22 protein-coding genes, 2 rRNA genes and 1 pseudogene are annotated in these 25,111 nt (G+C 70.1%); 19 read left to right on the top strand and 6 right to left on the bottom strand.

From position 1 onward, the window contains the following. Both AB0B28_RS22300 and rrf read left to right on the top strand, forming a co-directional pair. A 23S ribosomal RNA gene (locus AB0B28_RS22300) occupies positions 1-91 on the top strand; the annotation flags it as partial. A 192-nt stretch (positions 92-283) separates the two neighbouring features. Next, a 5S ribosomal RNA gene (gene rrf / locus AB0B28_RS22295) occupies positions 284-400 on the top strand. Between the two features lie 121 nt (positions 401-521). On the opposite strand, the gene AB0B28_RS22290 is transcribed toward rrf, so the two are convergent. Then, positions 522-1,655 carry a hypothetical protein gene (locus AB0B28_RS22290; RefSeq protein WP_360124821.1) on the bottom strand — a complete coding sequence of 378 codons (1,134 nt, stop codon included), beginning with the start codon at positions 1,653-1,655 and terminating at the stop codon, positions 522-524. A gap of 220 nt (positions 1,656-1,875) precedes the next feature. Between AB0B28_RS22290 and AB0B28_RS22285 the strand changes: the two genes are divergently transcribed. The 3 genes from AB0B28_RS22285 to AB0B28_RS22275 all read left to right on the top strand — a co-directional run bounded on the left by AB0B28_RS22285 (position 1,876) and on the right by AB0B28_RS22275 (position 6,119). Then, positions 1,876-2,994 carry a tetratricopeptide repeat protein gene (locus tag AB0B28_RS22285; RefSeq protein ID WP_360124818.1) on the top strand — a complete coding sequence of 373 codons (1,119 nt, stop codon included), beginning with the start codon at positions 1,876-1,878 and terminating at the stop codon, positions 2,992-2,994. Between the two features lie 125 nt (positions 2,995-3,119). Then, the gene (locus AB0B28_RS22280; RefSeq protein WP_360124815.1) at positions 3,120-4,664 is read left to right on the top strand and encodes a gamma-glutamyltransferase; all 1,545 of its coding nucleotides are present in this window, start codon (positions 3,120-3,122) and stop codon (positions 4,662-4,664) included. A gap of 342 nt (positions 4,665-5,006) precedes the next feature. Then, positions 5,007-6,119, top strand: a complete 1,113-nt coding sequence (locus AB0B28_RS22275; protein ID WP_360124813.1) for a crosslink repair DNA glycosylase YcaQ family protein — start codon at positions 5,007-5,009, stop codon at positions 6,117-6,119. Positions 6,120-6,298: 179 nt separating this feature from the next. Here AB0B28_RS22275 and AB0B28_RS22270 read toward each other — a convergent pair whose 3' ends face one another. From AB0B28_RS22270 to AB0B28_RS22255, 4 genes are all read right to left on the bottom strand, one after another. Then, positions 6,299-7,456: a trypsin-like serine protease gene (locus AB0B28_RS22270; protein WP_360124810.1), complete on the bottom strand. Its 1,158-nt coding sequence runs from the start codon at positions 7,454-7,456 to the stop codon at positions 6,299-6,301. Positions 7,457-7,725: 269 nt separating this feature from the next. Further along, positions 7,726-8,550: an NAD(P)H-binding protein gene (locus AB0B28_RS22265; RefSeq protein WP_360124807.1), complete on the bottom strand. Its 825-nt coding sequence runs from the start codon at positions 8,548-8,550 to the stop codon at positions 7,726-7,728. Between the two features lie 76 nt (positions 8,551-8,626). After that, positions 8,627-9,301 (bottom strand): response regulator transcription factor, encoded by a 675-nt coding sequence (locus tag AB0B28_RS22260; protein ID WP_360124805.1) that lies wholly within the window; start codon positions 9,299-9,301, stop codon positions 8,627-8,629. Further along, entirely contained in the window at positions 9,298-10,599 is a 1,302-nt protein-coding gene (locus AB0B28_RS22255; RefSeq protein ID WP_360124802.1) for a sensor histidine kinase, read from the bottom strand. The genes AB0B28_RS22260 and AB0B28_RS22255 overlap by 4 nt, the downstream gene beginning before the upstream one ends. A gap of 142 nt (positions 10,600-10,741) precedes the next feature. Between AB0B28_RS22255 and AB0B28_RS22250 the strand changes: the two genes are divergently transcribed. The 5 genes from AB0B28_RS22250 (at position 10,742) to AB0B28_RS22230 (ending at position 14,572) form a co-directional block, all read left to right on the top strand. Next, the gene (locus AB0B28_RS22250) at positions 10,742-11,419 is read left to right on the top strand and encodes a DUF998 domain-containing protein (RefSeq protein WP_360124799.1); all 678 of its coding nucleotides are present in this window, start codon (positions 10,742-10,744) and stop codon (positions 11,417-11,419) included. Positions 11,420-11,566: 147 nt separating this feature from the next. Further along, a complete protein-coding gene (locus tag AB0B28_RS22245; RefSeq protein ID WP_360124797.1) occupies positions 11,567-12,283 on the top strand; it encodes a carbon-nitrogen hydrolase family protein in 717 nt (238 codons plus the stop codon). 202 nt (positions 12,284-12,485) lie between these two features. Continuing rightward, positions 12,486-13,139 (top strand): helix-turn-helix domain-containing protein, encoded by a 654-nt coding sequence (locus AB0B28_RS22240; protein ID WP_360124794.1) that lies wholly within the window; start codon positions 12,486-12,488, stop codon positions 13,137-13,139. A gap of 232 nt (positions 13,140-13,371) precedes the next feature. Then, entirely contained in the window at positions 13,372-14,133 is a 762-nt protein-coding gene (locus AB0B28_RS22235) for a DddA-like double-stranded DNA deaminase toxin (RefSeq protein ID WP_360124791.1), read from the top strand. 16 nt (positions 14,134-14,149) lie between these two features. Next, positions 14,150-14,572, top strand: coding sequence for an Imm1 family immunity protein (locus AB0B28_RS22230; protein WP_360124788.1), 423 nt, complete (start codon positions 14,150-14,152; stop codon positions 14,570-14,572). On the opposite strand, the gene AB0B28_RS22225 is transcribed toward AB0B28_RS22230, so the two are convergent. Beyond that, a complete protein-coding gene (locus AB0B28_RS22225) occupies positions 14,569-15,279 on the bottom strand; it encodes a siderophore-interacting protein (protein ID WP_360124785.1) in 711 nt (236 codons plus the stop codon). The genes AB0B28_RS22230 and AB0B28_RS22225 overlap by 4 nt on opposite strands. Positions 15,280-15,353: 74 nt before the next feature. Here AB0B28_RS22225 and AB0B28_RS22220 point away from each other — a divergent pair. From AB0B28_RS22220 to AB0B28_RS22180, 9 genes and pseudogenes are all read left to right on the top strand, one after another. Further along, positions 15,354-17,341 (top strand): annotated as a pseudogene (locus AB0B28_RS22220) (penicillin acylase family protein); the annotation flags it as partial. A 6-nt stretch (positions 17,342-17,347) separates the two neighbouring features. Continuing rightward, positions 17,348-17,917 carry a GNAT family N-acetyltransferase gene (locus tag AB0B28_RS22215; RefSeq protein ID WP_360124824.1) on the top strand — a complete coding sequence of 190 codons (570 nt, stop codon included), beginning with the start codon at positions 17,348-17,350 and terminating at the stop codon, positions 17,915-17,917. Positions 17,918-17,961: 44 nt separating this feature from the next. After that, positions 17,962-18,543 (top strand): TetR/AcrR family transcriptional regulator, encoded by a 582-nt coding sequence (locus AB0B28_RS22210; protein ID WP_360124782.1) that lies wholly within the window; start codon positions 17,962-17,964, stop codon positions 18,541-18,543. A gap of 168 nt (positions 18,544-18,711) precedes the next feature. Continuing rightward, positions 18,712-19,443 (top strand): ABC transporter ATP-binding protein, encoded by a 732-nt coding sequence (locus tag AB0B28_RS22205; RefSeq protein WP_360124779.1) that lies wholly within the window; start codon positions 18,712-18,714, stop codon positions 19,441-19,443. Then, positions 19,440-20,156, top strand: coding sequence for an ABC transporter ATP-binding protein (locus AB0B28_RS22200; protein ID WP_360124776.1), 717 nt, complete (start codon positions 19,440-19,442; stop codon positions 20,154-20,156). Before AB0B28_RS22205 ends, AB0B28_RS22200 begins: the two co-directional genes overlap by 4 nt. Beyond that, a complete protein-coding gene (locus AB0B28_RS22195) occupies positions 20,156-21,034 on the top strand; it encodes a branched-chain amino acid ABC transporter permease (protein WP_360124773.1) in 879 nt (292 codons plus the stop codon). The genes AB0B28_RS22200 and AB0B28_RS22195 overlap by 1 nt, the downstream gene beginning before the upstream one ends. Then, positions 21,031-22,053: a branched-chain amino acid ABC transporter permease gene (locus AB0B28_RS22190; protein WP_360124770.1), complete on the top strand. Its 1,023-nt coding sequence runs from the start codon at positions 21,031-21,033 to the stop codon at positions 22,051-22,053. Before AB0B28_RS22195 ends, AB0B28_RS22190 begins: the two co-directional genes overlap by 4 nt. A gap of 3 nt (positions 22,054-22,056) precedes the next feature. Beyond that, on the top strand, positions 22,057-23,307 hold the full coding sequence (locus AB0B28_RS22185; protein WP_360124767.1) for an ABC transporter substrate-binding protein: 1,251 nt from the start codon (positions 22,057-22,059) through the stop codon (positions 23,305-23,307). 64 nt (positions 23,308-23,371) lie between these two features. Beyond that, positions 23,372-24,955 (top strand): long-chain fatty acid--CoA ligase, encoded by a 1,584-nt coding sequence (locus AB0B28_RS22180; RefSeq protein ID WP_360124764.1) that lies wholly within the window; start codon positions 23,372-23,374, stop codon positions 24,953-24,955. The last annotated feature ends 156 nt before the right edge of the window (positions 24,956-25,111 follow it).

The following is a 25,111-nucleotide window of genomic DNA, read 5'->3' as shown; positions in this document are numbered from 1 at the left end:
GCGCCCAGAAGATGACTGGGTTGATAGGCCCGACATGGAAGCGCTGTAAGGCGTGGAGTGGACGGGTACTAACCGCCGAGAACTTAACACAACACGGCATCCTGCAGACAGAAACAAAAACATTAAGCTCACGCACACTATGCGATTCTGAAACAACACACAAGTACGTGCTTGTTGCAGCAACACCGCGAACACGCACACACAAGGCAGCTCGACCCTGAAACCCTCGGGTTTCAGGACACCGACGCAAACCATACGACCACATCGTGGTCCCACAGGTTTGTTTGGTGGTGACAGCGGAAGTGCCACACCCGGTCCCATTCCGAACCCGGTCGTTACGGCTTCCAGCGCCGATGGTACTGCACCCGAGAGAGTGTGGGAGAGCAGGACACCGCCAAACATGAAACACAAGCGAAGGCCCCCACCACCGGTGGGGGCCTTCGGCGTTCCCCGTGAAAGATCAAGCGCCGCAATGAAGAAGGCCGGAACTCTGATGGGTTCCGGCCTTTCTGCGTTCGTGCCTAGACGTAGGGGCCTTCGAGGTGTTCGCCCGCGTGCTGGCGGTACCACAGGCCCCGGTAGCAGCGCCACGGTTGGGGGCGGAGCTGGGTCGGGGCGAAGATCTGCTCCAGGAGGCGGCGGGCTTCGAGGAAGAAGTCAAGGCGTTCGTCGGGGGCGGCCACATGCTGCGAGTCGTCCACGGGCGATTCGGCCGGGAGGATCGTCAGGGAGGGCCACATCGTGGTCTGCTCGGCCAGGGGCAGGAGCCAGGCGCGCATCTCGTCGAGCGGTTCGCTGCCGACCGTGTAGGTGAACGAGGTCCGGTGGCCGGCCTCGCGCGCCGCTGCCAGGATCTCCGAGAGGCGCTCTGACTGGTGGCTCGCGTTGGGGCCCAGCGGGTCCGCCGCGTCGGCGTCCTCGGGGACGGACGGTTCGGCCGCGGCCTGGGCGTCGTCCTCTTCGAACGTCTCGGTGGTCAGGAACAGCAGGACCGGGCCGACCTTCTCCGAGAGCTCCGCGAACGCGGTGCCGGTGCGGAGCGCCGGGGTGAGGACCCCGAGCGTGGTCGTGTCGGGAAGCCCCTCGGCGGTCATCGCCTCGCGGACGGCGGTCAGGTGCTCGACCACCAACGCCTCGTCGTGGGCGCTGCCCGCCGAGAGCGTGACCTCGTCGAACAGGTGCGGCTCGTCCTCGGACAGGTCGGAGGCCAAGGCCTGCAACAAGTCCCGGTAGCACTTCACCAATTCGGGTGATTCAGTATCCGCTTGGAGCAGCAGCGTGGCCGCCGTTCCGTCGGCGCGGAGGTAGCCGCGGACCTCTTCGCCCGGCTCGGCCTCGATGATCTCGGCGACGGGGGTGCCGTCGACGCAGAGCTCGCTGAGGCCGTGCTGGGGCGAGGACGGGTCGACGTGGGCCCTGAGGCTGAACGGCGAGGTCGCCCTGTCAGCGGGCAGGACCAGCATGAACTCCTCGTCCTCGGAGTTGAGGCGAAGGCGCATGCCTTCAGTGTTGTTGCCGCGCAGACCATAGAGGTTGAGCGCGATGAGCAGGAGCTCGCTCCACTCCAGGTCGTGACGGACGGCGAGACGCCGCCACCGGTGGACCGTCGAAGAGATCGGCCCGGCCGAGTCAGCAGGCTGCGTAGGCACTTCCATGACCAGTTCCGATCTTTCCTCTCGTCCCCACCGCGGAAACTCCACCGTACAAGAGACTTGGCGGTAGAGGTGGACGCGGTCCTCTTCTATGCTAGGTGGACCGAGGGACAAAAGCACCCGTCGTGAGCATCGGCACGCGGTCGGAATCGCCGGGTGCTCGCGAACGGTCGTGCGCCACCCTCCGGGCCGAACCCTTGCACCCCATCGATCCGGAGTCGAGATGAGCGACGAAGGCACGGCGTCCCCTGCGTCGTCACCCCATGCGCAGGGACAGGTACTCAAGGCCGTCGCGAAGACCTGGCCGGGGTTCATCGCGGGCGCGGTGGAGGGCCGCGCGCACGAGCTGATCGAGGACGGGCGGTACGGCGAGGCCGCGGCCGTCGTCGAGGAGGGCATGGAGCGGTTCGGGCCCGAGACGGTCTCGCAGCTGCTGCTCGCGTGGTGCCTGTACATGGCCGAGCGGTACGACGAGGCGATCGGGTGGGCCGACCGGGCCGCCGAGGAGGAGCCTGAGAACGCCGACGCGCATTGGCTGCGCGCGAGCCTGCTCCTGGAGCTGGAGCGCCGCGATGAGGCCGTGGAGGCGCTGTGGGCGGCCGTGGACCTGAGTCCGGACGACGGGCGTTATTACATGCAGTTGGCGTGGACGCGGCACGAGGACGAGTCGTTCGCGGTCACGCGGGGGTTGATCGAGCAGGCGCTGGAGCGCGCGCCCGAGGACGTGTGGGTGCAGTACACGGCCGGGCGGATCTTCGAGCACCACCTGCGGCACCGGCGGGCGCAGGTGCAGTACGAGCGGGTGCTCGAACTCGAACCCGGGCACGTGTCGGCGCGCTGCGACCTCGCCGAGGTGTTGCAGAGCCGCGGCCGGTTGAGCGCGGGGGTGCGGGTCGCGTGGGAGACCGCCGACTTGGAGGACGACGAGTCGGATCCGCGGGCGGTCTACGAAGCCGTGCTGCGGCGGTGGTCGTGGCGGTGGTTCGAGTGGGCGTTGCGGGTGGCGTTGGTGCTCAACGTGATCGACTGGATCTTCCCCACGCCGGGCCTGGTCGGGGAGGTGCTGGCCGGAGCGGTGGTCGTCGGGTTCGCAGTCGGGTGGGTGCGGGCGTTCTCGGTGCTGCCGAAGGCGTGCCGGGCCGATGTGGTCGGGCGGCGCGGGCATTTCGCGGCCTCCGCGCTGCTCTCGGCGGTCGTGCTGGCGGGGATCGCGGCGGTGCTGGTCGGGGAGCCGTCGGGGTTGCAGCACTTGGGGGTCCTCGGGGCGCTCGTCGGCGGGTACGTGCTGTGGATCTGGCGGGCGACCGGGATCTCGGGGCGGGCGATGTTCGGCGGCGAATGACGGCCGCTCGTCACTAGCCGCGCGGCAAGGTAGGCTTCGGTGCGTTCATAGACAAGCGCCGGACCTGGGGTTCGGCAACCCCGGTCGGGCCGCAGCGGTCCGGCCGCTGCGCACAAGGAGGCCCCGTGGTCGATCAGGGTGTGGTCTGTTCGGTCGATCCGATCGTCAGCCGAATCGGAAGCGACGTGCTCGCGGGCGGCGGCAACGCCGTGGACGCGGCGATCGCGGCCGGGGCGGCGCTGACGATCGTGGCGCCGCACCTGTGCGGGCTCGGCGGGGACCTCTTCGCCCTCGTCCACGTGCCGGGCGAGGACGTTCCGGCGTACCTGAACGCGTCGGGGCGGGCCGGTTCCGGTGCCGATCCCGAAGCGCTGCGGGCCGAGGGGCACCGTGCGATGCCGTTCCGGGGCGACGTGCGCACGGCGACCGTGCCCGGTTGCGTGGACGGTTGGTTCGCGCTGCACGAGAAGTACGGCACGAAGCCGATGGCCGAGCTGCTCGCGCCGGCGATCGCTCTGGCGGCCGAGGGGTGGCCCGCGACCGCCATGCTCGCCAAGGCGGCCAAGACCATTGCGGGCGTTGCAGGTGCGGAGGACCTGGCCGGGATCGAGGCCGGGGCGACGGTGACGCGCGCGCGGACCGCCGCCGCCTTGCGGGCCGCGGCCGAGGGGGGCCGGGACGGGTTCTACCTCGGTGAGTTCGGGAAGGGACTCGTCGAGCTCGGGGATGGCTTGTTCACCGAGGCCGATCTGGCTGCGTCCCAGGCGAACTGGGAGGAGCCGCTGTCGGTGGAGGCGTTCGGGCACCGGATCTGGGCGGCCGCGCCGAACTCGCAGGGGTACCTGCTGCTGCTCGCGCTCGCGATCGCGGAGCGGTTGGAGCTGCCGGTGGACGCAGGCGACCCGCTGTGGGCGCATTACCTGGTGGAGGCCGCGCGGCAGGCCGGGTACGACCGGCCCGAGCGGCTGTTCGAGGGCGCGGACGTGTCGGACCTGCTGGCGGCGGCTGCCGAGCGGGCCGCGGAGATCAGTCCCGAGCGCAGGGCCGAGGTGCCGGTGCACCAGGCGGCGGGCGGGACCACGTACATGGCGGTGCTGGACGGGAACGGGATGGGCGTCTCGTACATCCAGTCGAACGCGGCCGGGTTCGGCACGTGGCTTTTCGAGCCGCGCACTGGGATCGGGCTACAGAACCGGGGGACCGGGTTCAACCTGGTGCCCGGGCACGCGGCAGAGTACGGGCCGGGTCGGCGCCCGCCGCACACGCTGGTGCCGGCGCTGGTGACGCGCGCGGACGGGTCGCTGCGGCTGGTCGCGGGGTCGATGGGCGGCGATTCGCAGCCGCAGATCGTGTCGCAGCTGATCGCGCGGGTGCTGCACGGCGGGGAGTCGGTCGAGGCGGCGGTGGCCGCGCCGCGGTGGCGCCTGCATCCCGGGGAGACCGGGTTCGGGACCTGGGACGGGGTGTACGAGATCGACGTCGAGCTTGAGGCGGGCGCGCCGGAGGCTTGGGACGCGGGGCTCGCGGAGCGCGGCCATGCGACCGAGTGGGCCGAGGCCGGTGGCGGTTTCGGGCACGCGCACTTGATTGAGGTGGATGAGGCGGGTCATGTCGAAGGCGCGGCGGACCCGCGGGCGGAGACGGGGACGGCGTCGTACGCTCCGAATTAGGCGGGCGAGGTCGCCGCGGATCACGCGGTCGGGTGTGTCGCGGCGTAGGCGCCCCCGGCTTTCGATGATGGCGTAGGGGTCCGACAGTGGCGGGGTGCGAGCCGTGGCCCGGCCGGAAGGCTCCGGTCCACGCGGTCGGGCGTGTCGCGATGCAATCGCCCCCGATTCGATGATGACCGCCGGGTCCGACATGGAGGGTTCGCGGGAGGCGGGCGGGTCGGTTCGGAGTGGCGCGGGGCATAGTCGGCTTCGGGCCGCCTGCATTGTCGGGCGGCGGGGTTGTCGGACCCTCGTTGTACGGTCGGGGGCGATGTTCGCGGAAGTGCGTGGGAGGACAGAACAGTGCCCGAGTCGTTGCGGCTGGCCGATGCTCGGCGGATTGCGATCGCTGCGCAGTTGCGGCCCAAGGCCACCCGGTTCAAGACCGTGCTCGAACGGCTCGGGTGCATCCAGCTCGACACGATCTCTGCCGTCCGGCGGGCGCATGAGTTGACCTTGCTCGCGAGGAACCTCGACGTCGACGAGGCCGTGCGCAGTCTCGACAGCCGTCGCAACCCGGTCGCGTTCGAGTACTGGGCCCACGCGATGTCGCTGCTGCCGGTCTCCGCTTGGCCTTACCTCGCCCAGCGTCGCCGCAATTGGCGCGAGCGGTATGACGACGACTCGCTGGCCGTCGCCGAGGCAGAGGTCCTCGCGCTGCTGGCCGAGCGCGGGTCGATCACCGTGTCCGACTTCCCCTCTGGGGCCATGCACCGTGGCCAGGCCGTGAACAACATGGGTGACAGCTGGAACTTCCGCACCGACCACAAGCACGCCGTCGAGCGGTTGCTGTGGTTCGGTGAGGTGGCCTGCACCAGCCGCGTCGGCTTCAAGCGCGTCTACCGGCTCGCCGAGCGAGCGATCCCCGCCGAGCACTTCCGGGACGCCGATGACGAGGAGTGCCTGCGGTTCATGGTCACCACCGCGCTGCGCAACCTCGGCGTGGGCACCACCAAGGACGTCGCCGACTACTTCCGGCTCAAGATCGCCGCCACCGAGCGGGTGCTGCGCGAGCTGGAGATCGAGCAGGTCGCCGTGGAGGGCTGGAAGGCCCGCGCCTGGATCGACCCGCAGGTGCGCCGCACCCGGCTGCCCGGGGCCGAGCGGGCCGTCGCGGTGTCGATGTTCGACCAGCTCGTGTGGCTGCGCGAGCGCATGGAGCGGCTGTGGGGGCACGGCTGGAAGATCGAGATCTACGTGCCCGAGCCGCAGCGCACCTTCGGCTATTACTGCCTGCCGATCTTCGTCGGGGACGATCTCCCCGGTCGGGTCGCGTTGCGCCGCAGCAACGGTGAGCTCGTGGTCGAGGCCGTCCAGTGGGACGACGCCCGGGCCGACCGCGAGCACCTGCACGCGGCCGTCGACCGGGCCGCGTCCTGGGTCGACGCCGAGGTCCGCTGGAAGGCCGCCCTCTAACGAAAGGGCCGCGCCCGAAGGCGCGCCTGCGTCAAGGCGGACCGTCCTCGTCGGGCCGCGCCCCACGCCACTGCTCCGCGTCGCGCTCTCTACCGGCCGCGTCCTCACGTCCGCCTTTGCCCGGCAAGGGGAAGGCCCGGCCGGAGGTGCCGACCGGGCCCTTCAGGGGGAGTGCCGCGCTAGCTGGTGACGAGCGTCAGGCCCCAGGCCGACAGGGCCGGTCCGATGGGCTGGAAGTAGGTCGTGCCGCCGACCGAGCAGTTGCCGTTGCCGCCCGAGGTCATGCCCTGGGCGCTGTTGCCGGTGATGAACGAGCCGCCGGAGTCGCCGGGCTCGGCGCACACGTTGGTGCGGGTGAGGCCGTAGACGGTGCCCTCGGCGTAGTTGACGGTTTGGTTGAACGCCTGCACGGTGCCGCAGTGCCAGCCGGTGGTCGAGCCCGAACGGCAGATCGAGGAGCCGACCGCCGCGGTGTTCGAGTTGTAGACGTACCGGGTGCCCGAGTACATGTTCACCTGGTTGTACAGCGGCTCAGAGGCGCCGACCGAGACCCAGCCGCGGTCCGAGCCGGGGAAGGCCGAGCCCTGGAAGGTGCCCGGGGCGGCCTCGCCGCTGGTGACCCGGTCGCCGACCGAGCCGCAGTGGCCCGCGGTCACGAAGCCCGGGGTCGATCCCTGGCGGACCGAGAAGCCCACCGAGCAGCGCCACGAGTTCTCGACGATGTACGAGTCGCCGCCGCGCACGAAGAACAGTTCGGGCGCGAGCGCTTCGGTGTCGACCGTGACCAGCGCCGCGTCGATGCCGGCGGCCTCGATCGCGTCGGCCGCGACGTCGGCGTCCGCGGTCTCGATCACGAGCGTGTTGTCGAGCAGGTCGATGTAGTGGCCGTAGAGACCGTCGACGGTGAGGGCGTCGAGCTGGTCGGCGGCGGCTTCGAGGTCGGCCAGTTCGTGGTCGACCAGGACCGGGGTCGCGCCCTCGGCCCGCAGCTGCACGGTGTCGGCGGGGTCGGTGGTGGCCACGAAGATCTCGTCGGCGTCCTCTGAGACCCAAAGGCCCGCATAGGAGTCGGCGAAGGCGTCGGGGATCTCGGCGAGGAGTTCGGCGGCCACGGCCTCGACGGCGAGGCGGTCGTAGGCCTCGGCCTCGGTGATGCCGAAGGTGTCGGAGAGCTCTTCGACCAGGCCGGGGGCGACCTTGCCGACGAGTTCGGCGCGGGCCTCCTCGGCCTTGGCGTCGAGGACCTCTGCGGAGGCGGGTGCGGTGGCGGCGCCGACCGCGAGAGCGGTGGTGAGTGCGCTGACGGCGGTGACCGCAAGTGCGCGTTGGCGTTTCATCTGATGCATGCCTTTCGGGTGAGGGCATCGGCGGTCGTCGGGGAGGCGACCGCCCAGGCCGGTCGTCCTCCCGCGGACGCGCCGCGGATGGTGAGCCGTGCCATACACAGAGATTAGGGGTAAATCGTGCAAATTTAAAGATATCAATAATTCAGTGAATATCGGACGAAATGCCGTGTTGTTTCAGGAATGTTGACGAGCCTCGGAATTCACAAGATGAGGTGCGAAAAGGACGCCACCGGCATCGGTGGCGCCCTTGGGTTCGGGCTCTAGCGGAACGCGTCGGCGTGTTCGACGGCCCACTGCTCGAAGGTCCGCGCCGGGCGTCCGGTGACCGCTTCGACGGTGCCCGAGACGGTCTTGCCCTCCTCGGGGGTGTTGCCGAGCGCCTCGGTGAGGAACGCGATCATGTCCTCGCCCATCCCGTTCGCGGCCCAGTTCTCATGCGCCTCTTCGACGGTGAGCTCCACGAACTCGATCTCGCGCCCGACCGCCGCGCTCAGCGCCCGGAACCGGTCGGGGATCGAGACGACCTCGGGACCGGTGATGACCAGCTCCTGGCCGTCGTAACCGCCGTCGAGGAGGACCTTCGCGGCGACCGCGCCGATGTCGGCGGGGTGGACCATCGCGCTGAGGCGGTCGCCGAAGGGCTCGCGGATCGGCTGGCCGGACTTGATGGTCTCGGCCCACCACATGAGCGCGTTCGACATGAACTCGACCGGGTGGAGGAACGTGGTCTCGATGGGGCTCTTGACGAGTGCCTGTTCGAGCGCGCCCTCGTCGCGACCGCCCAGCACGGTGGCGCGCCGGACGCCCGCGGCCTCGGCGAGCGCGACGACCGCGTCGGCCTCGGGGAGCGGGGCGTACTGGTCGCCGGCGAAGTTGATGAAGTGGACCGCGTCGACGCCGGTGAACGCCTCGGCGAGGGTCTGGGGCTCGGCCAGGTCGCCGACCGCGATCTCGACGCCCTCGGGGAGGTCGGCCGCCAGGTTGCGGGTGAGGGCGCGGAGCTCGACGGCCGGGTCGAGGGCGATGAGCTGCTCGACGACGTTGCGACCGACCGAACCGGTGGCGCCGGTGATGAGAATGCGCATGGAGGTCTCCTCGAAAGTCTGGAACGGAATGACTTGTTCCAAGAATAGCAGAGCGGAATGATCTATTCCAGTCGGGTCAGGTCTGACGCGGGTCCCCGGCCGTGACCAGGCCCGTCTCGTACGCGCAGATCACCGCCTGGGCCCGGTCGCGCAGGCCGAGCTTCGCGAAGACCTTCCCCACGTGCGTCTTCACCGTCTGCTCTGAGACGAACAGCGACGCGGCGATCTCCGGGTTCGACAGGCCCCGCGCGATGAGCCGCAGGACCTCCTCCTCCCGCGGGGTGAGCTCGTCGAGCCGGGTCGAGCGGCGCAGCGCGGGCCGGGCCTTGAAGCAGTCCTCGATGAGGCGCTTGGTGACCGAGGGCGCGAGCAGCGCGTCCCCGGCCGCGACGATCCGCACGGCCGCGATGAGGTCACCCGGCGGCGCGTCCTTGAGCAGAAACCCGCTGGCGCCCATGCGAAGCGCCTCGTACACGTAATCGTCCACATCGAACGTGGTCAGCATGAGCACCTTGGGTCGGCGGTGCTCGGGCGCGGACAGGACCCGCTTGGCGGCCTCCAGGCCGTCCATAGTGGGCATGCGCACGTCCATGAGCACCACCTCCGGCCGCAGTCGCGAGGTCTCGGTGACCGCGGCGACCCCGTCGGCGGCGTCGCCCACGACCTCGATGTCCTCCTGGGCGTTGAGCAGCGCGGCGAAACCGGCGCGGACCATGGCCTGGTCGTCGGCGATGAGCACCTTGACGGTCACTCGGACTCCTCTGGGGCAGAAAGGTTCTCGATCGGCAGCACCGCGTGGACGCGGAAGCCGCCATCGGGGGTCGGGCCGGTCTCCAGTGTGCCGCCGTCGAGCGAGACGCGCTCCCTCATGCCGACCAGGCCGAGCCCGGAACCCTGCGTCCTGGCCTCGGCCGCGTATCCGGGCGGCGGGCCGTTCGCGACGGTCACCTCCACGCGGCCGTCGCGCACGGCGGCCTCGATCGCGACCTCCGCGCCCGGGGCGTGACGGACCACATTGCTCAGACCTTCCTGCGCAACCCGGAACACCGTGAGCGCCAACGTCTCCGAAAGCTCCTCGGGCAGGTCGACCTCCAGCGACACCGGCGTCCCGGCCCGGTTCACCGCCTCGGCCAGCCCCCGCAGCGACTCCGGACCCGGCTGGGGCGCGCGCAGACTCGCGTCGCCCTCCTCGCGCAGCACCCCCAGCAGCCGCCGCATCTCCGCGAGCGACTCGCGCGCCTGGTCGCTGATGGAACGGAACTCGGCCTTCGCGGCCTCGTCCAGGTCCGGCACCCGGTACTCGGCGGTCGAGGACTGCACGGCGATCACCGACATGTGGTGCGCGACGATGTCGTGCAGCTCGCGCGCGATCCTGGTGCGCTCCTGGAGGAGTCGCCTGCGGTGGCGCTCGGCCTCGGCGATCTCCTCCTCCTCGGCCAGGCGCTGGCGCACGTGCCGCCAGATGCGCAGGGTGAGGCCGAGCAGGAACGCCGCCGCGCCGAGTTGCGCGGCGAGGTAGAGGTTCCCCGACTCCGGAGTGCCGAACGGGAAGTACACCGGGCCTCGGAACGCGGTCACGGCATCGGAGATCATCAGCAGGTACACCCCGCTCCCGATCGCGATCGTGGCCGCCCACGCGAGAGTCCCGACCCACGGGCGGCGGTCGCGTCCGAGCGCGAACAGGACCACCATGAACGCGAACAGGTTCGGGACCGTGACCGGCCACGGCTCGCCTGGAACCGCGTTGGTCCCCAACCCGACCGCGACCATCGCGGCGAGCACCAGGAGCGACGCCGCGACCGGCCGCCAGCGCGCGAGCACGATCGCGGTGCTCGTGGCCGCGGCGATCACCGCGCCCCACGTCATCTCGAAGTCCATCTCGATGATGTAGAGCTGGACGTCGAACAGTATGAGCGCGAACGGGACCGAGCCGGGGCCGATGAGCGCGAGGGTGGTCGCGAAGCGCCACCGCCACGAGCCGTCCCCTGCGGGGCCGGTGGCGATCAGGTAGCTGATCAGGCGGCGGACGGGGTGCGCGGAGTTGGTCACCGCACCAACCTATGTCGGACCGTGCCGGGCCGCCTCACACCCCGGTACGGGTTCGGGAGGGCCGTCTCACCCCAGGGGGTGAGGGCGGATTCCACGCCTCGGCTTGAGGGAAGGGGACTTCCCGGAACCTACCGTTCGCCGCATGAATCGAACTGTGTTCCTCACGCGGACAGCCGAAGTGGTGGCCATGTCCGGTATCGCGGCGAGTCAGGCGGGCTTCGTCGTGATGCACCTTTCCCAGTCCGCCGCAGTCGATCCGGTGGCGACGCCGGTCTCGTCGTACGCGCTCACCTGGCCTGGGGTGGTGCTGTTCCCCGCGTCGGTGCTGAGTCTGGCGCTGGCCTGCGCGATCCTCGCCGGGCGCGGGGTGGGCCTGGCCCGCGAGGGTTTCATCCGGTTCCTGTTGGGCGCCACGGCGCTCATGCTCGTGTGCGCGGCGGCGTTTCGGACGGGGAAGCCCGAGATGGGGCTGTCGTGGAGCGAGCAGATCCACCGCTACTCGGCCGGGGCGGCGTTCGTGCTGCTGACGGTGGTGGCGGGGCTGTGCGCGGTGCGGATGCGCGACGCGGCGGTGCCCGACTGGGTGCGGCGCGGGACCTGGTGGGTGACGGCGGTGGCGGCGCTGACGTTCGCGACCACGACGGTCAACACGTTCCTCCCGGGCATAGCGGATGGCGGCGACTGGCGGGGGATTCCGCAGCGGGTGCTCTTGGTGGTCCTGTCGGTGCTGGTCTGGATCCTGGCGGTCAATTCGAGCCGGGCGACCTTGCCGGCGCAGGCCGTTGCCCCGGTACCGGCCCTGGCGGGAGCACGGTCGTGATCCGCCGCCTGAGGGCACGCTTCGTCAAGGCCCGCATGAGGTTCGGCTGCCCCGAACTGCGCCGGGCAGCCGAAGACTTCACGATTTTCCGCCCCGTGGACGATCCGAGTCGAGGCCCAACCTTCGGCAGCTGGCTATAGTCGCGGCATGGACTCCTCCTCGACGCGACCGCCCCTCACGATCGCGCTCGCGCAGCCGGACCTGCGCCCGGGCGACCTTGAGGGAAACGCGGCCGCTCACGCCGACGCGATCCGCGCCGCCGGCGCACGGGTCGTGGTCTTCCCCGAACTGTCGCTGTCGTCGTACGCGATGGCGGCGCCGACCGTCGATCTCGACGATCCGGCGCTGGCGCCGGTGGTCCGGGCTTGCGCGGAGACGGGCGCGATCGCGCTGGCGGGCGCGCCGGTGTGCGATGACCGGGGGCGCGAGCACATCGCGATGGTGCGTTTCGACGCCGACGGGGTGGCGCCGGTGTACCGGAAGATGTTTCCCGGTGAGCCGGAGGCGGTCCGGTTCAGTCCGGGGGAGGCGCCGGCGGTCCTGGAGATCGACGGTTGGCGGCTGGGGCTGGCGATCTGCCGTGACATCAAGATCGACGAGCACATCGCCGCGACGTCGGCCCTTGGGATCGACGCGTACGTGGGCGGCAGTCTCCACGACCCCGCAGGCGCGGTCGGCCGCGACGGCCTGATGCCGCAGGTCGCGGCCGCGTACGGGGTGTGGATCGCCTTGAGCTGTTTCGCGGGCCCGGGCAGCGACTACGAGGAGGCGATGGGCGGCTCCGCGGTCTGGTCTCCAGACGGATCCCTGGTCGACCAGGCCGACGACCAACCCGGCCGAATCATCACGGCAACGCTGACCTGACCGGCCGACGCCTGTACTGCGGCTTGCCGGGGGCCAACGCGGTTCAGGGGAGCCGGTCGGAAACCGCGCTTCGGGGGATGCTGACGTTTTCCTCCGCGGACAGAGACACGGGTTCCGAGTGAGGGCCGAGGCTGATAAGTCAGGTGCTTGACTGGTCGGGTGGTCGCGGGTTGAATGGTCGCGACGGCTTCGAGGGGGCTTCATGGCTGGTGGGAGCAGGGCGGCGCAGGTTGCGGCCACTCGGGAGGCGATTCTGGGCGCGGCGGAGCGGTTGTTCGCCGAGCACGGGGTGGCGGCGGTTTCGAACCGTCAGATCTCCGAGGCCGCGGGGCAGGGGAACAACACGGCCGTGGGGTACCACTTCGGGTCCAAGACCGACCTGGTCGCCGCGATCATGCGCAGGCACATGGGCCACATCGAGCGGCTGCGCGTCGAACGCCTCGACGCGCTCGGGCCCGACCCGGATCTGCGCGATTGGGTCGAGTGCACGATCCTCCCCACCACCGACTACCTCGCCACGTTCGGCGGCACGACCTGGTTCGCCCGCTTCGCCGCCCAGGTCCTCACCGACCCGACCCTCCGCGACGTGGTCGAAGCCGAAGTCCTCCGCGCCCCCTCCCTCCGCCGAGTCACCAAGGGCCTCCACCGCCACCTCGACCTCCCCCCGACCGTCCGCGACGAACGCGACGACCTCGCCCGCCAACTCATGATCATCACCCCCGCCCTCCGAGAATCAGCCCTGGCCAACCACACCCCAACCCCCCGCCCCACCTGGCCCGAGGCAGGCCAAGGCCTAGTAGACGCAATAGTCGGCCTCTACCAAGCCAAGATCACCACCAACCACCACCCGAACTAAGCGGGGAGGCTCCATCCAGCGGCGGAGGGGTTCGTGGGTTGCTAGGCGGGGGTCGCTTCCACGTACAGCTCATCGATCTCCGGCTGAGCCTTCTGCTCGCGTGCGGTCCACTCGATTCGGAACATCACTCCGCTTCTCCGACTGGTTTGGACCGGTTCGTGTCGGTTACTTGACATGCACTGCGGGTGCGGGTCGGGATACTCCAAGGGAGCGTATCCCTAGGGAGTGGCCCATGTCCTCGGTCGATGAGTTCAGTGCTGCCGTTGGCAAGGCCGTGTCGACCGTGGAGTCGGTGATCAATGCGATCAGTGCGGCGAAGTCCAATGGCGACGAACTCGCCAATGAGACGGCACAGACCGGCGCCGAGGGGTCGACCGCTCGGGTGCGGGCGATCGGCGGGAGACTCGAATCTGAGGCCGCGGCGATGGCGGTCCAGCTCAAGGACCTGTTGGATGAGATCCGACAGCAGGCGCATGGGCTGCGCGAGTCATTAACCGGAGCGTTCAGCGGCTCCGGCGGACCTCGGGGATCTTCAGGCGCAGCCGCGAATCTGCCACCGCCCCGATTCGAGCCCAGCGCGGTCCACGATTCGCTGCCCGCCTTCGAGCGGAAGCGCGGTGCCCAGCCGCGAACGCACGGCGTCCTCCGATTCGACTCCAATCGAGGCGCGGGCCGAATGGAGTTTTCCAGCGGAGAGGACGACTCCACGCCCCGAATTCGCGAGCACATGTGGGAGCACACCGGCCCCGTGACACCGCCGAACGGGTTCTGGTCCGAGTCGCACGCCGAATTGAAAGCGGCACTCGCCATGAGCGACAAGGAGATCAAGAAAGCCGATCTCGTCATCAACAATCCCGGCGGTCCCTGCGAAGGCCGCCTCGGATGCGACGGCCTCCTCGCCCGATACCTCCAGCCGGGCTCCACCTTGACGGTGCATTGGCGAGAAGACAACGGGTCGATGAGCTCGAAAACGTATACCGGCACACTACGATGACCGCAAGGGGGCAGATGTGAGCGTGCGCGCCTATTACCGACCGGGGCACTCCGACACCCCGCTGGTCGCGTCGACGGCCGAGGGGCTGGGCCGGATCCTCGACGATCTCCTGAAGCAGCCCTACGAGTTCAGCATGGCCAATCTCTACATCGCCGAACGCGAAGACGAGGATCCGGTCGTCGAGCTCTCGGTCGGGTTCGACCCCGACCGCGGTGTCGGAGGCCTCCAGTACCTGCACGGCGAGGGGCGATGGTTCTCCAAAGGGCGGCCGAGCACCTATGCGGAGGTCGTCTACTGCTACTACGGCAATGCTTGCGTCTACCCGCGCGACTCGGAGATCGCCATCGACGCCATCCGCTCAGCGGTCCTTCAGTTCCTTGAGACCGACGGACAGCGCCCGACGGCGGTCGCCTGGCAGCCCGCTGTGGACGGGGCCTAAGCGCGCCAGTAGGCCATCGCGTGGACTCGGTCCTTGGGGAGGCCGAGGTCCTTGCGGGCGTGGGCTGACAGGGCCCGCGTGGTCGCGGCTTCGGCGGTGATCCAGAGGTAGGGGGCTTCGCCTAGGAGGCTCGGGAGCTCTTCGCGGACCCGTGCGACCAGCGCCGCGCCGTCCTCGCCGCGGGGGATCAGTTGCAGGTCATGGCGTTCGGGGTCGACGCGGAAGGGGAGCTCGTCCTCGTCGGCGGTTTCGAACCAGATCGTCGCGGGGGTGTCGGGGAAGGCGTCCAGGAGCGAGTTGATCGCCGGGAGCGACGCGGCGTCGCCCACGATCAGGAGGCGGCTCGGCTTCGGGTCGGGGGCGCTGAAGGCCGTGCCGTACACCGTCGCCGCGATCGTGTCGCCCGGCTCGGCCGTGCGGGACCAGTCGGCCGCGCTGCCGTCGTGCAGCGCGAACTCGATGTCGAACGTGCCGGCCTCGGCGTCCGGGTCGACCAGCGTGTAACCGCGCTGGTGCGGCTTGCCCTCGTGCTCGAACCACAGCCGCACCCACATCGCCGGGTGGATCGGGAGTTCCTTGAGCAGGCCGCCGTCGGTGAACGACAGACGGCGGTAATGTTCGGTCACCTGCTCGGCGCCCGTGACGGTGAATTTGAAGTCCTTGGCGCGCAGCAGCTTCAGTACTGCGCCTTCCCAGCCGCGTCCCATCCCGGGGGCCTCCTTCTCGTCCCGAGCGGGACATGAACCGAGCACTATTCTGATTAGGTTAGACTAACCTAACTATGAGTTTCGAATGCTACCGGGATGCCTGGGGCGTCCCCCATTTGCGCGCCCCCGACCCCCGCTCCCTGGCATACGCCCAAGGCTGGAACGCCGTCGCCGACCGAGCTTGGCAGCTCGAAAACGCACGTCGCCGCGCCCATGGCACCGCCTCCGCCCTCATCGGCGAGCGCTGGCTACATTGGGACCGGCTCGCTCGGCAAACTCGCATCATCAGCGCGGCCCAGGCCGCGTTCGACGCGCTTGACGAGGGCACTTCGGCCTGGGTGCGCGCCTACGTCGACGGCGTCAATGCCGCGCTCACCGACGATCTTGAACCCTGGGAGCCCTGGACGCCCCTCGCCATCTGGCATTCCGAGCACCTGCTGTTCGGCGGTGGATTCCCCGCCAAGCTGTGGCGCGAACGGGTGCGAGACGCCTTGGGGGAGCATGCGGTCGACCAGTTCGCCCTCGACGGACCTGAGCCCGAAGGGTCCAACGGCTGGCTCATCGACGGCTCCCGCACCGCCTCCGGCGCGGCGATCATCGCCGGTGACCCGCATCGGCTCATTCAGAAGCCCGGGTTCTATCAGCAGGTTCGGCTTTCCTGCCCCGAATTCGACGTCATCGGGTTCGCCGTTCCCGGGATTCCCGGCATCGCCCACTTCGGACATGCAGGTGATGTCGCCTGGGGCATCACCAACGCGATGGCCGACGCGCAGGACCTGTTCCGGGAGCAGTTGCGCCGCAAGGCAGACGGCTCGATCGAAGCCCTCGGCCCGCCGGTTGGGAAGCCGCTCGGAGCCACCTGGAAACCATCGAGGTCGCCGGTGGCGACACGCACGAAGTCGAGGTCATCGAGACCGCTCGCGGCCACATCATCGCCGAAGGGTTCGAGTTCGCGCTCAGCCTCCGCGGGCCCGTGCAGGAACTGCCCGACCTCGGATTCAGTGCGATCCCCAAGCTGCTCCGCGCCCGGACCGTGGCCGATGTCGATGCGGCCTTTGACGACTGGGTGCTCCCGGTCAACGTCGTGATGGCCGCCGACACCGCCGGTGGAACCCTGCACCGCGTCGCCGGGCGCGTGCCCGACCGCGACGAGGCCAACCGGCGCTACCCCGTGCCCGCCTGGGAATCCCGACACGCCTGGAACGGCTGGCAGGCCATGCCCAAGTCTGATGTGGACGGACTCGCCGTCATGGCCAACGACCGCGGCATCTCCGCCCCGCTCGGCGTCGAGTTCTGCCCGCCCCGGCGACTCGACCGCATCCGCACTCTTTTGGAGGCCCGAAACGACTGGGCCGCAAGCGATATGGGTGCCATCCACATGGACACCCTGCTCTCCACCGCAGGGCTGCTCATCGACCTGCTCCCTGGGCTCGAACTCGGCCGCGACGCCTCGCTGCTGCGCAAGCGCCTCCTCGCGTGGGACCGCCGCATGGACGCGGGCAGCGCCGACGCCACCGCGTTCGCCGCGTTCCGGGGCGCGTTCCTGCGCCGGCTCGCCGCGCTTCCCGTCTTCGGTGATCTCGCCGAACCTTCAACGCACCCTGAGGTGTTCACCCCTTGGCTCACTCTGCTGCCCAGGCTCGGGCACGCCCTGGAGTCGCTGCTCGAAAGTGGACTCATACCCGACGAGGAGCGCGACGCCGCCCTGACCGCCGCCCTCGAAGAAGCCGCCACCGAGCACGAAGCCTGGCGCGACGTGCACCTCCTCGACCCCTGGATCGACCTGCCCTACGGCACCCCCTGGCCCGACGCGCTCGCCGGGCCCGGCGGGGACGCCGATTGCGTGCTCTCCACGTCCGTCGGCCCCGGCGTCACCGAGCGGTTCACGCGCGGCCCGACCGCCCGCTGGGTCTGGGATCTCGCCGACCGCGAGCAGAGCCGCTGGATCGTCCCCTTCGGAGCCTCCGGAGAGCCCGGCCCGCATCAGTCCGACCAGTTCCCGTTGTGGCGCAACGGGGAGCTGATTCCCCTCGTCACCGACTGGAACGCTCTGAAGGAGGAGTTCCGCATGATCGACCGCCCCGCCGCCTACGAGCAGACCCTGGAGGGCTTCGGCCGCGTCAGCGTGGTTCCCGTGCGCCCCAAGGAAGACCTCGACCTCACCTATGGATGGGTCACCGAGGAGAGGGCCAAGTTCTGGGGCATGACCGAGCACTCGAAGGAGTACGTGCTCGCGATCTACGAGTACCTCGACGCCCTCGACACCCACCACTCCTATCTCCTGCTGCTCGACGGCGAGCCGATCGCGCTGTTCCAGACCTACGACCCCGCCGCTGACCCGGTGGGCGAGTGCTACGAGGTCGAACCCGGAGACGTCGGCACCCACCTCCTGGTCGCCGGCGCCCGTGGCAAGGCCCGCGCCGGGTTCACCGGGGCGCTCATGGGCGTCCTGGCCGGGTTCCTGTTCACCGATCCGAAGACCCAGCGGATCGTGGTCGAACCCGACGCGCGCAACGAGCAGGCCCGAGCACGCCTGCGCCGCACCGGATTCACGCTCGGACCGGAGATCGACCTGCCCGACAAGCGCGCCCGCCTGGCGTTCCTGCGCCGCGCCGACGCGCCCTGCACGTTCGGGTAGGGACCGCCCCGGCGCGCTTCGGCGCGCCGGGTGAGGATAGGGGCATGAAGTCCAACGTCGCCGACGACGTCCTGCGCTGCGCCCTCGACCTGTTCGCCGAGCAGGGCTACGCGAACACCAGCGTCCAACAGATCGTCGACGCCGCGGGCGTCACCAAGGGCGCCATGTACCACTACTTCACCTCGAAGGACGACCTGCTCTTCGCGATCCACGAGCGGATGCTCTCCCACCAGGAGCGGCGCCTGGACGAGATCACCGCCGCCGGGGGCCCGACCGAGGACGTGCTGCGCGCCGTGTGCGAGGACGTGATCCTCTCCTCGATCGCCCACCTCGCCGAAGGCACCGTGTTCTTCCGCAGCCGGCACATGCTCACGCCTGAGCGGCGGGCCGAGGTCAAGCGCCGCACGCGGGAGTACCACGAGAAGTTCGCAGCGATCGTCGACCGAGGCAAGACCGAAGACCTGTTCCGCGTTGACATCTCGACGTCGGTCCTGATTGCACACTTCTTTTCGGACGTCCACTACTTGCCGCAGTGGCTCGACACCGAAGGGCCCGAGAACCGCAGCGAGGTCGCCGCCGAACTGACCGAGCTGTTCCTCCGCAGCATCCGAAGGATCGACGCCTGACGATGCGTCCCGGTCGCTCGGTTGACGTCCGAGACTGAAGTGCCGCGAGAGTAGTTGCAGCTCAAGGCGCACAACATATCGAGGGGTTTCACCGCCTCGGGCATACCGTATGGTCGGTATCTACTGTATGGTAACCATAACCCGACCCGAAGAGGTGCAGCTACGACCATGACGACCCCTCACCCCGTGCCGCGGCTCGACGTGCGCGGCCTCGATGTGGCCTTCGGCGGGCTCCTAGCCCTCCGCGAGGTCGACTTCGAGGTCGGCGACGGCGAGACCGTGGCGCTCATCGGCCCCAACGGTGCGGGCAAGACCACGGTCTTCAACGCCGTCTGCGGCCTCGTGCGCCCCCGCAAGGGCACCGTGCGCATCGACGGCCGCCCTGCCCCGGCCAAGACCACCGCCCTGCTCAAAGCGGGCGTGGCCCGGACCCTCCAAGGGCTCGGGCTGTTCGACCGCATGAGCGTCCGGGAGAACGTGCTCGTACCCCTCACGAGCCTCCGCGACCGGGACGCCGAGGCCAAGGTCCGCAACGCACTCGACGAGCTCGGCCTCGCAGGCCTGGCGTCCCGGCCCGCCGGTACGCTGCCCTACCCCGAACGCAAGCGCGTCGCCCTCGCCCGCGCGCTCGCCACCGAGCCCCGGCTCCTGCTCCTCGACGAACCCGCAGGCGGGCTCGGGGCCGCCGACATCGCCTCGCTCGCCGACACCGTCCGCGCCGTCGCGGCCCGCGGCTGCTCCGTACTGCTCGTGGAGCACCACGTGGACTTCGTCATGGGACTCGCCGACCGGATCGTCGTGCTCGACTTCGGCGAAGTGATCGCCTGCGGCACACCCGAAACCATTCAGAACGACCCGGCCGTCGAGGCCGCCTACCTCGGGCTGGAGGCCGCCGCATGACCGCGCTGGCCTGCCATGACCTCACCGTCGGCTACGGCGACGGCGCGCCCGTCATCGACGGGCTCACCCTCGAACTCGGCCAAGGCGACGTGGTCGCGCTCCTCGGTGCGAACGGCGCGGGGAAGACCACCCTGCTCAGGGCCCTGACCGGCCTCGTCCCGACCCGCAGCGGACGCGTCGAACTCGGCGGCCGGGAACTCGCCCGACTCTCCACTGAGGAACGTGTCCGCCGCGGCCTCGCGCTCGTGCCCGAAGGACGCAGCGTCGTCGTCGAACTCACCGTGGACGAGAACCTCCGCCTCGGCGGCCTCTGGCGGCACAAACACAAGGCCCGCAAGGCAGCCGTCGAAGAGATGTACGCCCTGTTCGAGCCGCTCGCGCGCCGCAGGGACGCCGCCGGGCACACCCTCTCGGGCGGCGAGCGCCAGATGCTCGCGCTCGCCCGCGCGCTCCTGGCCCGCCCCGACGTGCTGCTCCTGGACGAACCCTCGCTCGGGCTCGCCCCGCAGGTCACCGCCCAGCTCCTCGGCGTGCTCCGCGAGAGTGCCGCCCGCACCGGGCTCACCGTGCTCCTCGCCGAGCAGAACGTCACCAGCGCGCTCTCGGTGGCCGCCCGCGGCGTGGTGCTGTCCCTCGGCAGCGTCGTGGCCGACCGATCGGCCCCCGAACTCGCCGCCGACCCCGCCCTCCGGCACGCCTACCTGGGGTTCTGATGGACCGATTCGTATTCCTCTTCTCGGCCGGGCTCGCCCGCGGCGCGGTCCTCGCGCTGTTCGCGCTCTCGCTCGTGATCGTCTGGCGCGCAGCCAGAGTCGTCAACTTCGCGCAGGCCGCGCTCGCCGTCGCGGCGGTGTACGCCGCGTTCGCGGTGACCGCCGCGACCGGCTCCTACTCGGCCGGACTCGCCGCAGGGCTCGCCTCCGGGGCGCTGCTCGGCGCTCTGGCCGAACGCGGCCTCATGCGCAGGCTCGGGGCGAACGCGCCGCTGCCGGGGATCATCGTCGCCATCGGCCTCGTCATGGTCGTGCAAGCGGGCCTGGCCATCGGGTTCGGCCCCGAGCATCGGCCGATGCATCCGCCGTTCTCGCAGCGGCCCTTCGTGATCGGCGGCGTGCCGGTCCTGTCCCCGTACGACCTGTTCACGCTTATCGCGGCCGGGGTCGTCATGGGCGGCCTCGCGCTCCTGTTCAACCGCAGCTCACTTGGGCTCCAGATGAGGGCCGCGGCGTTCGCGCCCGAGACCGCCCGGCTCCTCGGGGTCCGGGTGTCGCGCATGGTGACGCTGGGCTGGACGCTCGCCGTCGCCGCCGCATCCCTCGCCGCACTCCTGTTGGTGCCCAACGAACTCGGCCTCAACCCGCACGCGGCCGACCTCCTGTTCGTGAACGCGTTCGCGGTGGCAGTGATCGGCGGACTCGACTCCCCGGCGGGCGCGCTCATCGCCGGGATCGGAGTCGGCCTGCTCGGCAGCCTCGTCACCGGGTACGTGTCCGCGTCGGCCTCGCCACTCGCCGTCCTTGCCCTGCTCACGCTCGTGCTGCTGGTGCGGCCCGGCGGGCTGTTCGCCGCGAAGGAGGCCCGGACCGCATGAGACGCCTCAGCATCCCGTTGCGCGCCTTGCTCATCACGGTGCTCGCCATCGGCGGGACCTTCGGGCTCGACCCGTTCCGCAACTACCAGCTCGCCACCGCCGCCGCCTGCTTCGCCGCCGTCGCCGGACTCACCGTCCTGGTAGGACTCACCGGGCAGCTCTCGCTCGGCCACGCCGTGCTCATGGCCTCGGGCGGTTACGGTTTCGCGTTCGCCGCCTCGGCCGCCACCGGCCCCGCGATCCTGGTGCTCGCCGCCGGGCTCCTCGGCGCGGTCGCGGTCTCGGGGCTCCTCGGACTGCTCCTCGGCCTCGCCGCCGCCCGCCTTCGAGGCCCCTACCTCGCAGGGCTCACGCTCGCCCTCGTGATCGCGCTGCCCTCGGCCGCGAACACCCTCCCCATTGGCGGCGACCAAGGCCTCCGCGCCCCGTTCCTGCCTGTGCCCGAAGCCCTCACGGCCCTCATCGCCGTCGAGCAGTGGCACGCCTGGCTCGCGATCATCGTGGCCGCCCTCGCCGTCACCCCGCTCGTCATGCTCCGCTCGGGCCGCGCGGGCCTGCGCATGAGGGCCGTGCTCGACGACGAGACCGCGTCCCGACTGTCCGGAGTGGACCCCGGATCGGTCAAGACCGGCGCGTTCGTCGCCAGCGCGGTCCCCGCCGGGCTCGGCGGCGCGATCCTGGCCATCGCCACCCAGCAGGTTGCGCCCGGCGGCTACGGGCTCGCGTTCTCGTTGCTCCTGGTGGTCGCGGCTGTCGTGGGCGGCCTCGGGAGCATCGGCGGGGCCGCGATCGGCTCGGTGCTGGTGGTCTTCTTCCCCTGGGTCGTGGACGAACTCGTGGCCGCCGCGCCTACCGACCTGGGGCAGCGCCTGGACGGCAACCTCGCCGTGCTCGTCTTCGGGGCGGTCATCGTGGCCGTCACCGTCCTCTGGCCGGGCGGCGCGGCCCGTCTGCTCGACCGGTTCCTCGCCGCCCGGCCCCGACGCTTCGCAACTCCCGCAACGAACACAGAGAGGTGATCCATGCACAAGAGACACTTGACGGTGGCCGCGGCGGCGGTGCTCGCGCTGACCGCGTGCAGCACGCCGAGCTCGGAGGAGTCGACTCCGGGCGTCACCGACGACACCGTCGTCATCGGCACCCATCAGCCGCTGACCGGTCCGGCCGCGGCCGGTTACTCCGCGATCTCGGCGGCGACCTCGGCGTACTTCGAGTACGTGAACGCCAACGGCGGCATCAACGGCCGCCAGATCGAGTACATCGTGAAGGACGACGGGTACGACCCGGCGAACACCCAGAACGCGGTGCGCGAGCTGGTGACCGAGGACAAGGTCTTCGCGGTCGTCAACGGCCTCGGCACGCCGACCCACTCGTCGGTGCTCGACTACCTCGACCAGCAGGGCGTGCCCGACCTGTTCGTGTCCTCCGGCTCGCTCACCTGGAACCAGCCGGGCGTGTACCCGAACACGTTCGCGTACAACGCCGACTACGTGACCGAGGGCGCGGCGTTGGCGAAGTACGCGATCGAGCAGGACCCGGACGCGGTGATCTGCGTGCTGGGGCAGGACGACGACTACGGTGACGGCGTCATCGAGGGCGTCGAAGACGTGGTGGGCTCCAACACGATCGCGGAGGTGCAGTCCTACGCGACCTCCGGCGAGGACCTGAACGCGCAGATCGGCGCTTTGATGAGCGCCGGGTGCGAGGTCAACGTGCTCGGGACCATCAACGGGTTCACGGCGATGGCGATCGGCACGGCCGCGCAGCTCGACTGGTTCCCCAAGTGGTACGTCTCGTCCTCGGGCGCGGACTACCCCACGCTGGCCGGGTTCCTCGGCGAGGAGCTGGCGCCGGTCCTGTTGGAGGGCATGGTGAGTGTGAACTACCTGCCGTTCAGTCCGGACGGGGAGTGGGTGGCGCTGTTCGAGGAGATCAACGCCGAGTACAACGACGGCGCGCCGTTCACCGGGAACACGGTGTTCGGTATGAGTGTGGGCTATCTGTTCGCCGAGGCGCTGGCGGCCGCGGGGGAGGACCCGACACGTGAGTCCCTTGTGGCCGCGATCGAGTCGGGTGAGCTGCTGGGCAACGGCATCCTGCCGCTGTCGTACTCCGACTCCGATCACGCCGGGTACCGGGGCGTGGGCATAGCGACGGTGAGCGACGGCGTCCAGGACTATGTGGACGTGGCCTATGTGGTCTCGGCCGGGCAGGTCGACGCGGTCGAGCCCGACCCGGTGCCGCTGGAGAACGACGGCATCCCCGGAAACTGACCGCCGAGCCCGTCAGGGCGGCCTTTTTGAGACTACGCTCACACTCAACGGAAGGAGACGTGCAATGTCGCACCGCCCTGACCCCGCGATCGACGGTCCCGGACCGGGAACCCTCTCGATCGCCGCCATCCTCGCCGAGTCGGCCCGCCGCAGGCCTGAGGCTCCCGCGCTCCACTTCATGGGGCAGACCATTCCCTATGGGGCCCTGTGGGATCAGACCCGCGCTTACGCCGGGGCGCTCGCCGCCCGCGGCATCGGGCCCGGCTCGCGCGTGGCCGTGCTGGTGCCGAACGTGCCGGACTTTCCCCGCGTCTACTACGCCGCGCTCGCGCTCGGCGCGGTCGTCGTGCCGATCCACCTGCTGTTCAAGGTCGACGAGATCACGTTCGTGCTCGAAGACGCCGAGGCCGACCTCCTCGTGGCCGCCGCGCCGCTCCTGGGTGAGGCCGCCCCGGCCGCCTCCCGCGCAGGGGTCCCGCTCGTCACCGTCCTCGCCCCCGAGGGACTGGAGATCGGCGGGGCCCCGGTCCCGCGGCTCGAAGCCGAAGCGGCGCAAGCCGAACCGATCGAGCGATACGTGTCGGTCAACCCGCTCGCGGCTGCGACGATCCTCTACACCTCGGGCACGACCGGGACGCCGAAGGGCGCGGTCGGGTCGCACCTGGCGATGATCGAGCAGGTGCATTGCGCGCTGCTCGACGCGTTCGACGTGCGTCCCGACGACGTGCTCTATGGAGGGCTGCCGCTGTTCCACACGTTCGGGCAGATGGCGGTGCTCAACGTCGGGTTCCGGCGCGGGGCCTCGATCATCCTGCTGCCGAAGTTCGACCCCGACGAGGCGCTGCGGCTGCTCGTCGACCACCAGGCCACGCTGTTCACGGCGGTCCCGACGAACTTCGCGCAGATGGTGGAGGCCGCGAAGCGCTCGGCGGCGCGGCCGCCGCTGCGATACGCGATCTCGGGCGGGGCGGCGCTGCCGGTGGCGCTGCTGGAAGCGTTCGAGCGGGCGTTCGGCGCGCAGGTCCACGAGGGGTACGGGCTCACCGAGACCTCCCCGACGGCTTCGTTCAACAACGTGGACGTGCCGATCCGGCCCGGCACGGTGGGGACGGCGCTGTGGGGCGTGGACGTGGCGGTGGCCGATCCCGAGGTCGAGGGCCGGATCGAGCTGCTGGCTCCCGGCGCGCTGGGCGAGATCGTGGTGCGCGGGCACAACCTCATGAAGGGCTACCTCAACCGTCCTGATGCGACGGACACGGCGGTGGTCGACGGCTGGTTCCGCACCGGCGACCTCGGCACGGTCGACGCCGAGGGCGTGACCACGATCGTCGATCGCAAGAAGGACATGATCATCCGCAACGGCTACAACGTGTATCCGACCGAAGTGGAGGCCGTCCTCGCGCGCCACCCCTCGGTCTCGATCGCGGCGGTCTTCGGCGTGCCGCACGAGACGCACGGCCAAGAGGTCTGCGCGGCGGTGGTCCCGGCCCAGGGCGCCGACCCGGACCCGGCGGCGCTGGTGGCCTACATGAAGGAGAAGGTCGCGGCGTACAAGTACCCGCGGACGGTCCATGTGGTGGACGAGCTGCCGCTGGGCCCGAGCGGGAAGGTGCTGAAGCGGGAGCTCCAGCGGATCTACGCCGACTGACCTCGGCCGCGAAATCGAATAGGATATATCCTATATGATATAGGATTCTCGGCGAAAGCGGCGGCGAAAGCGGCGGCGAAAGCGGCGGCGAAAGCGGCGGCGAAAGCGGCGGCGAAAGCGGCGGCGAAAGCGGCGGCGAAAGCGGCGGCGAAAGCG

Source organism: Glycomyces sp. NPDC046736, from assembly GCF_040645615.1.
Classification (GTDB): domain Bacteria; phylum Actinomycetota; class Actinomycetes; order Mycobacteriales; family Micromonosporaceae; genus Glycomyces.
The sequence above is the reverse complement of the archived record's forward strand: the minus strand, read 5'-3'. Positions and strand labels throughout refer to the sequence as shown.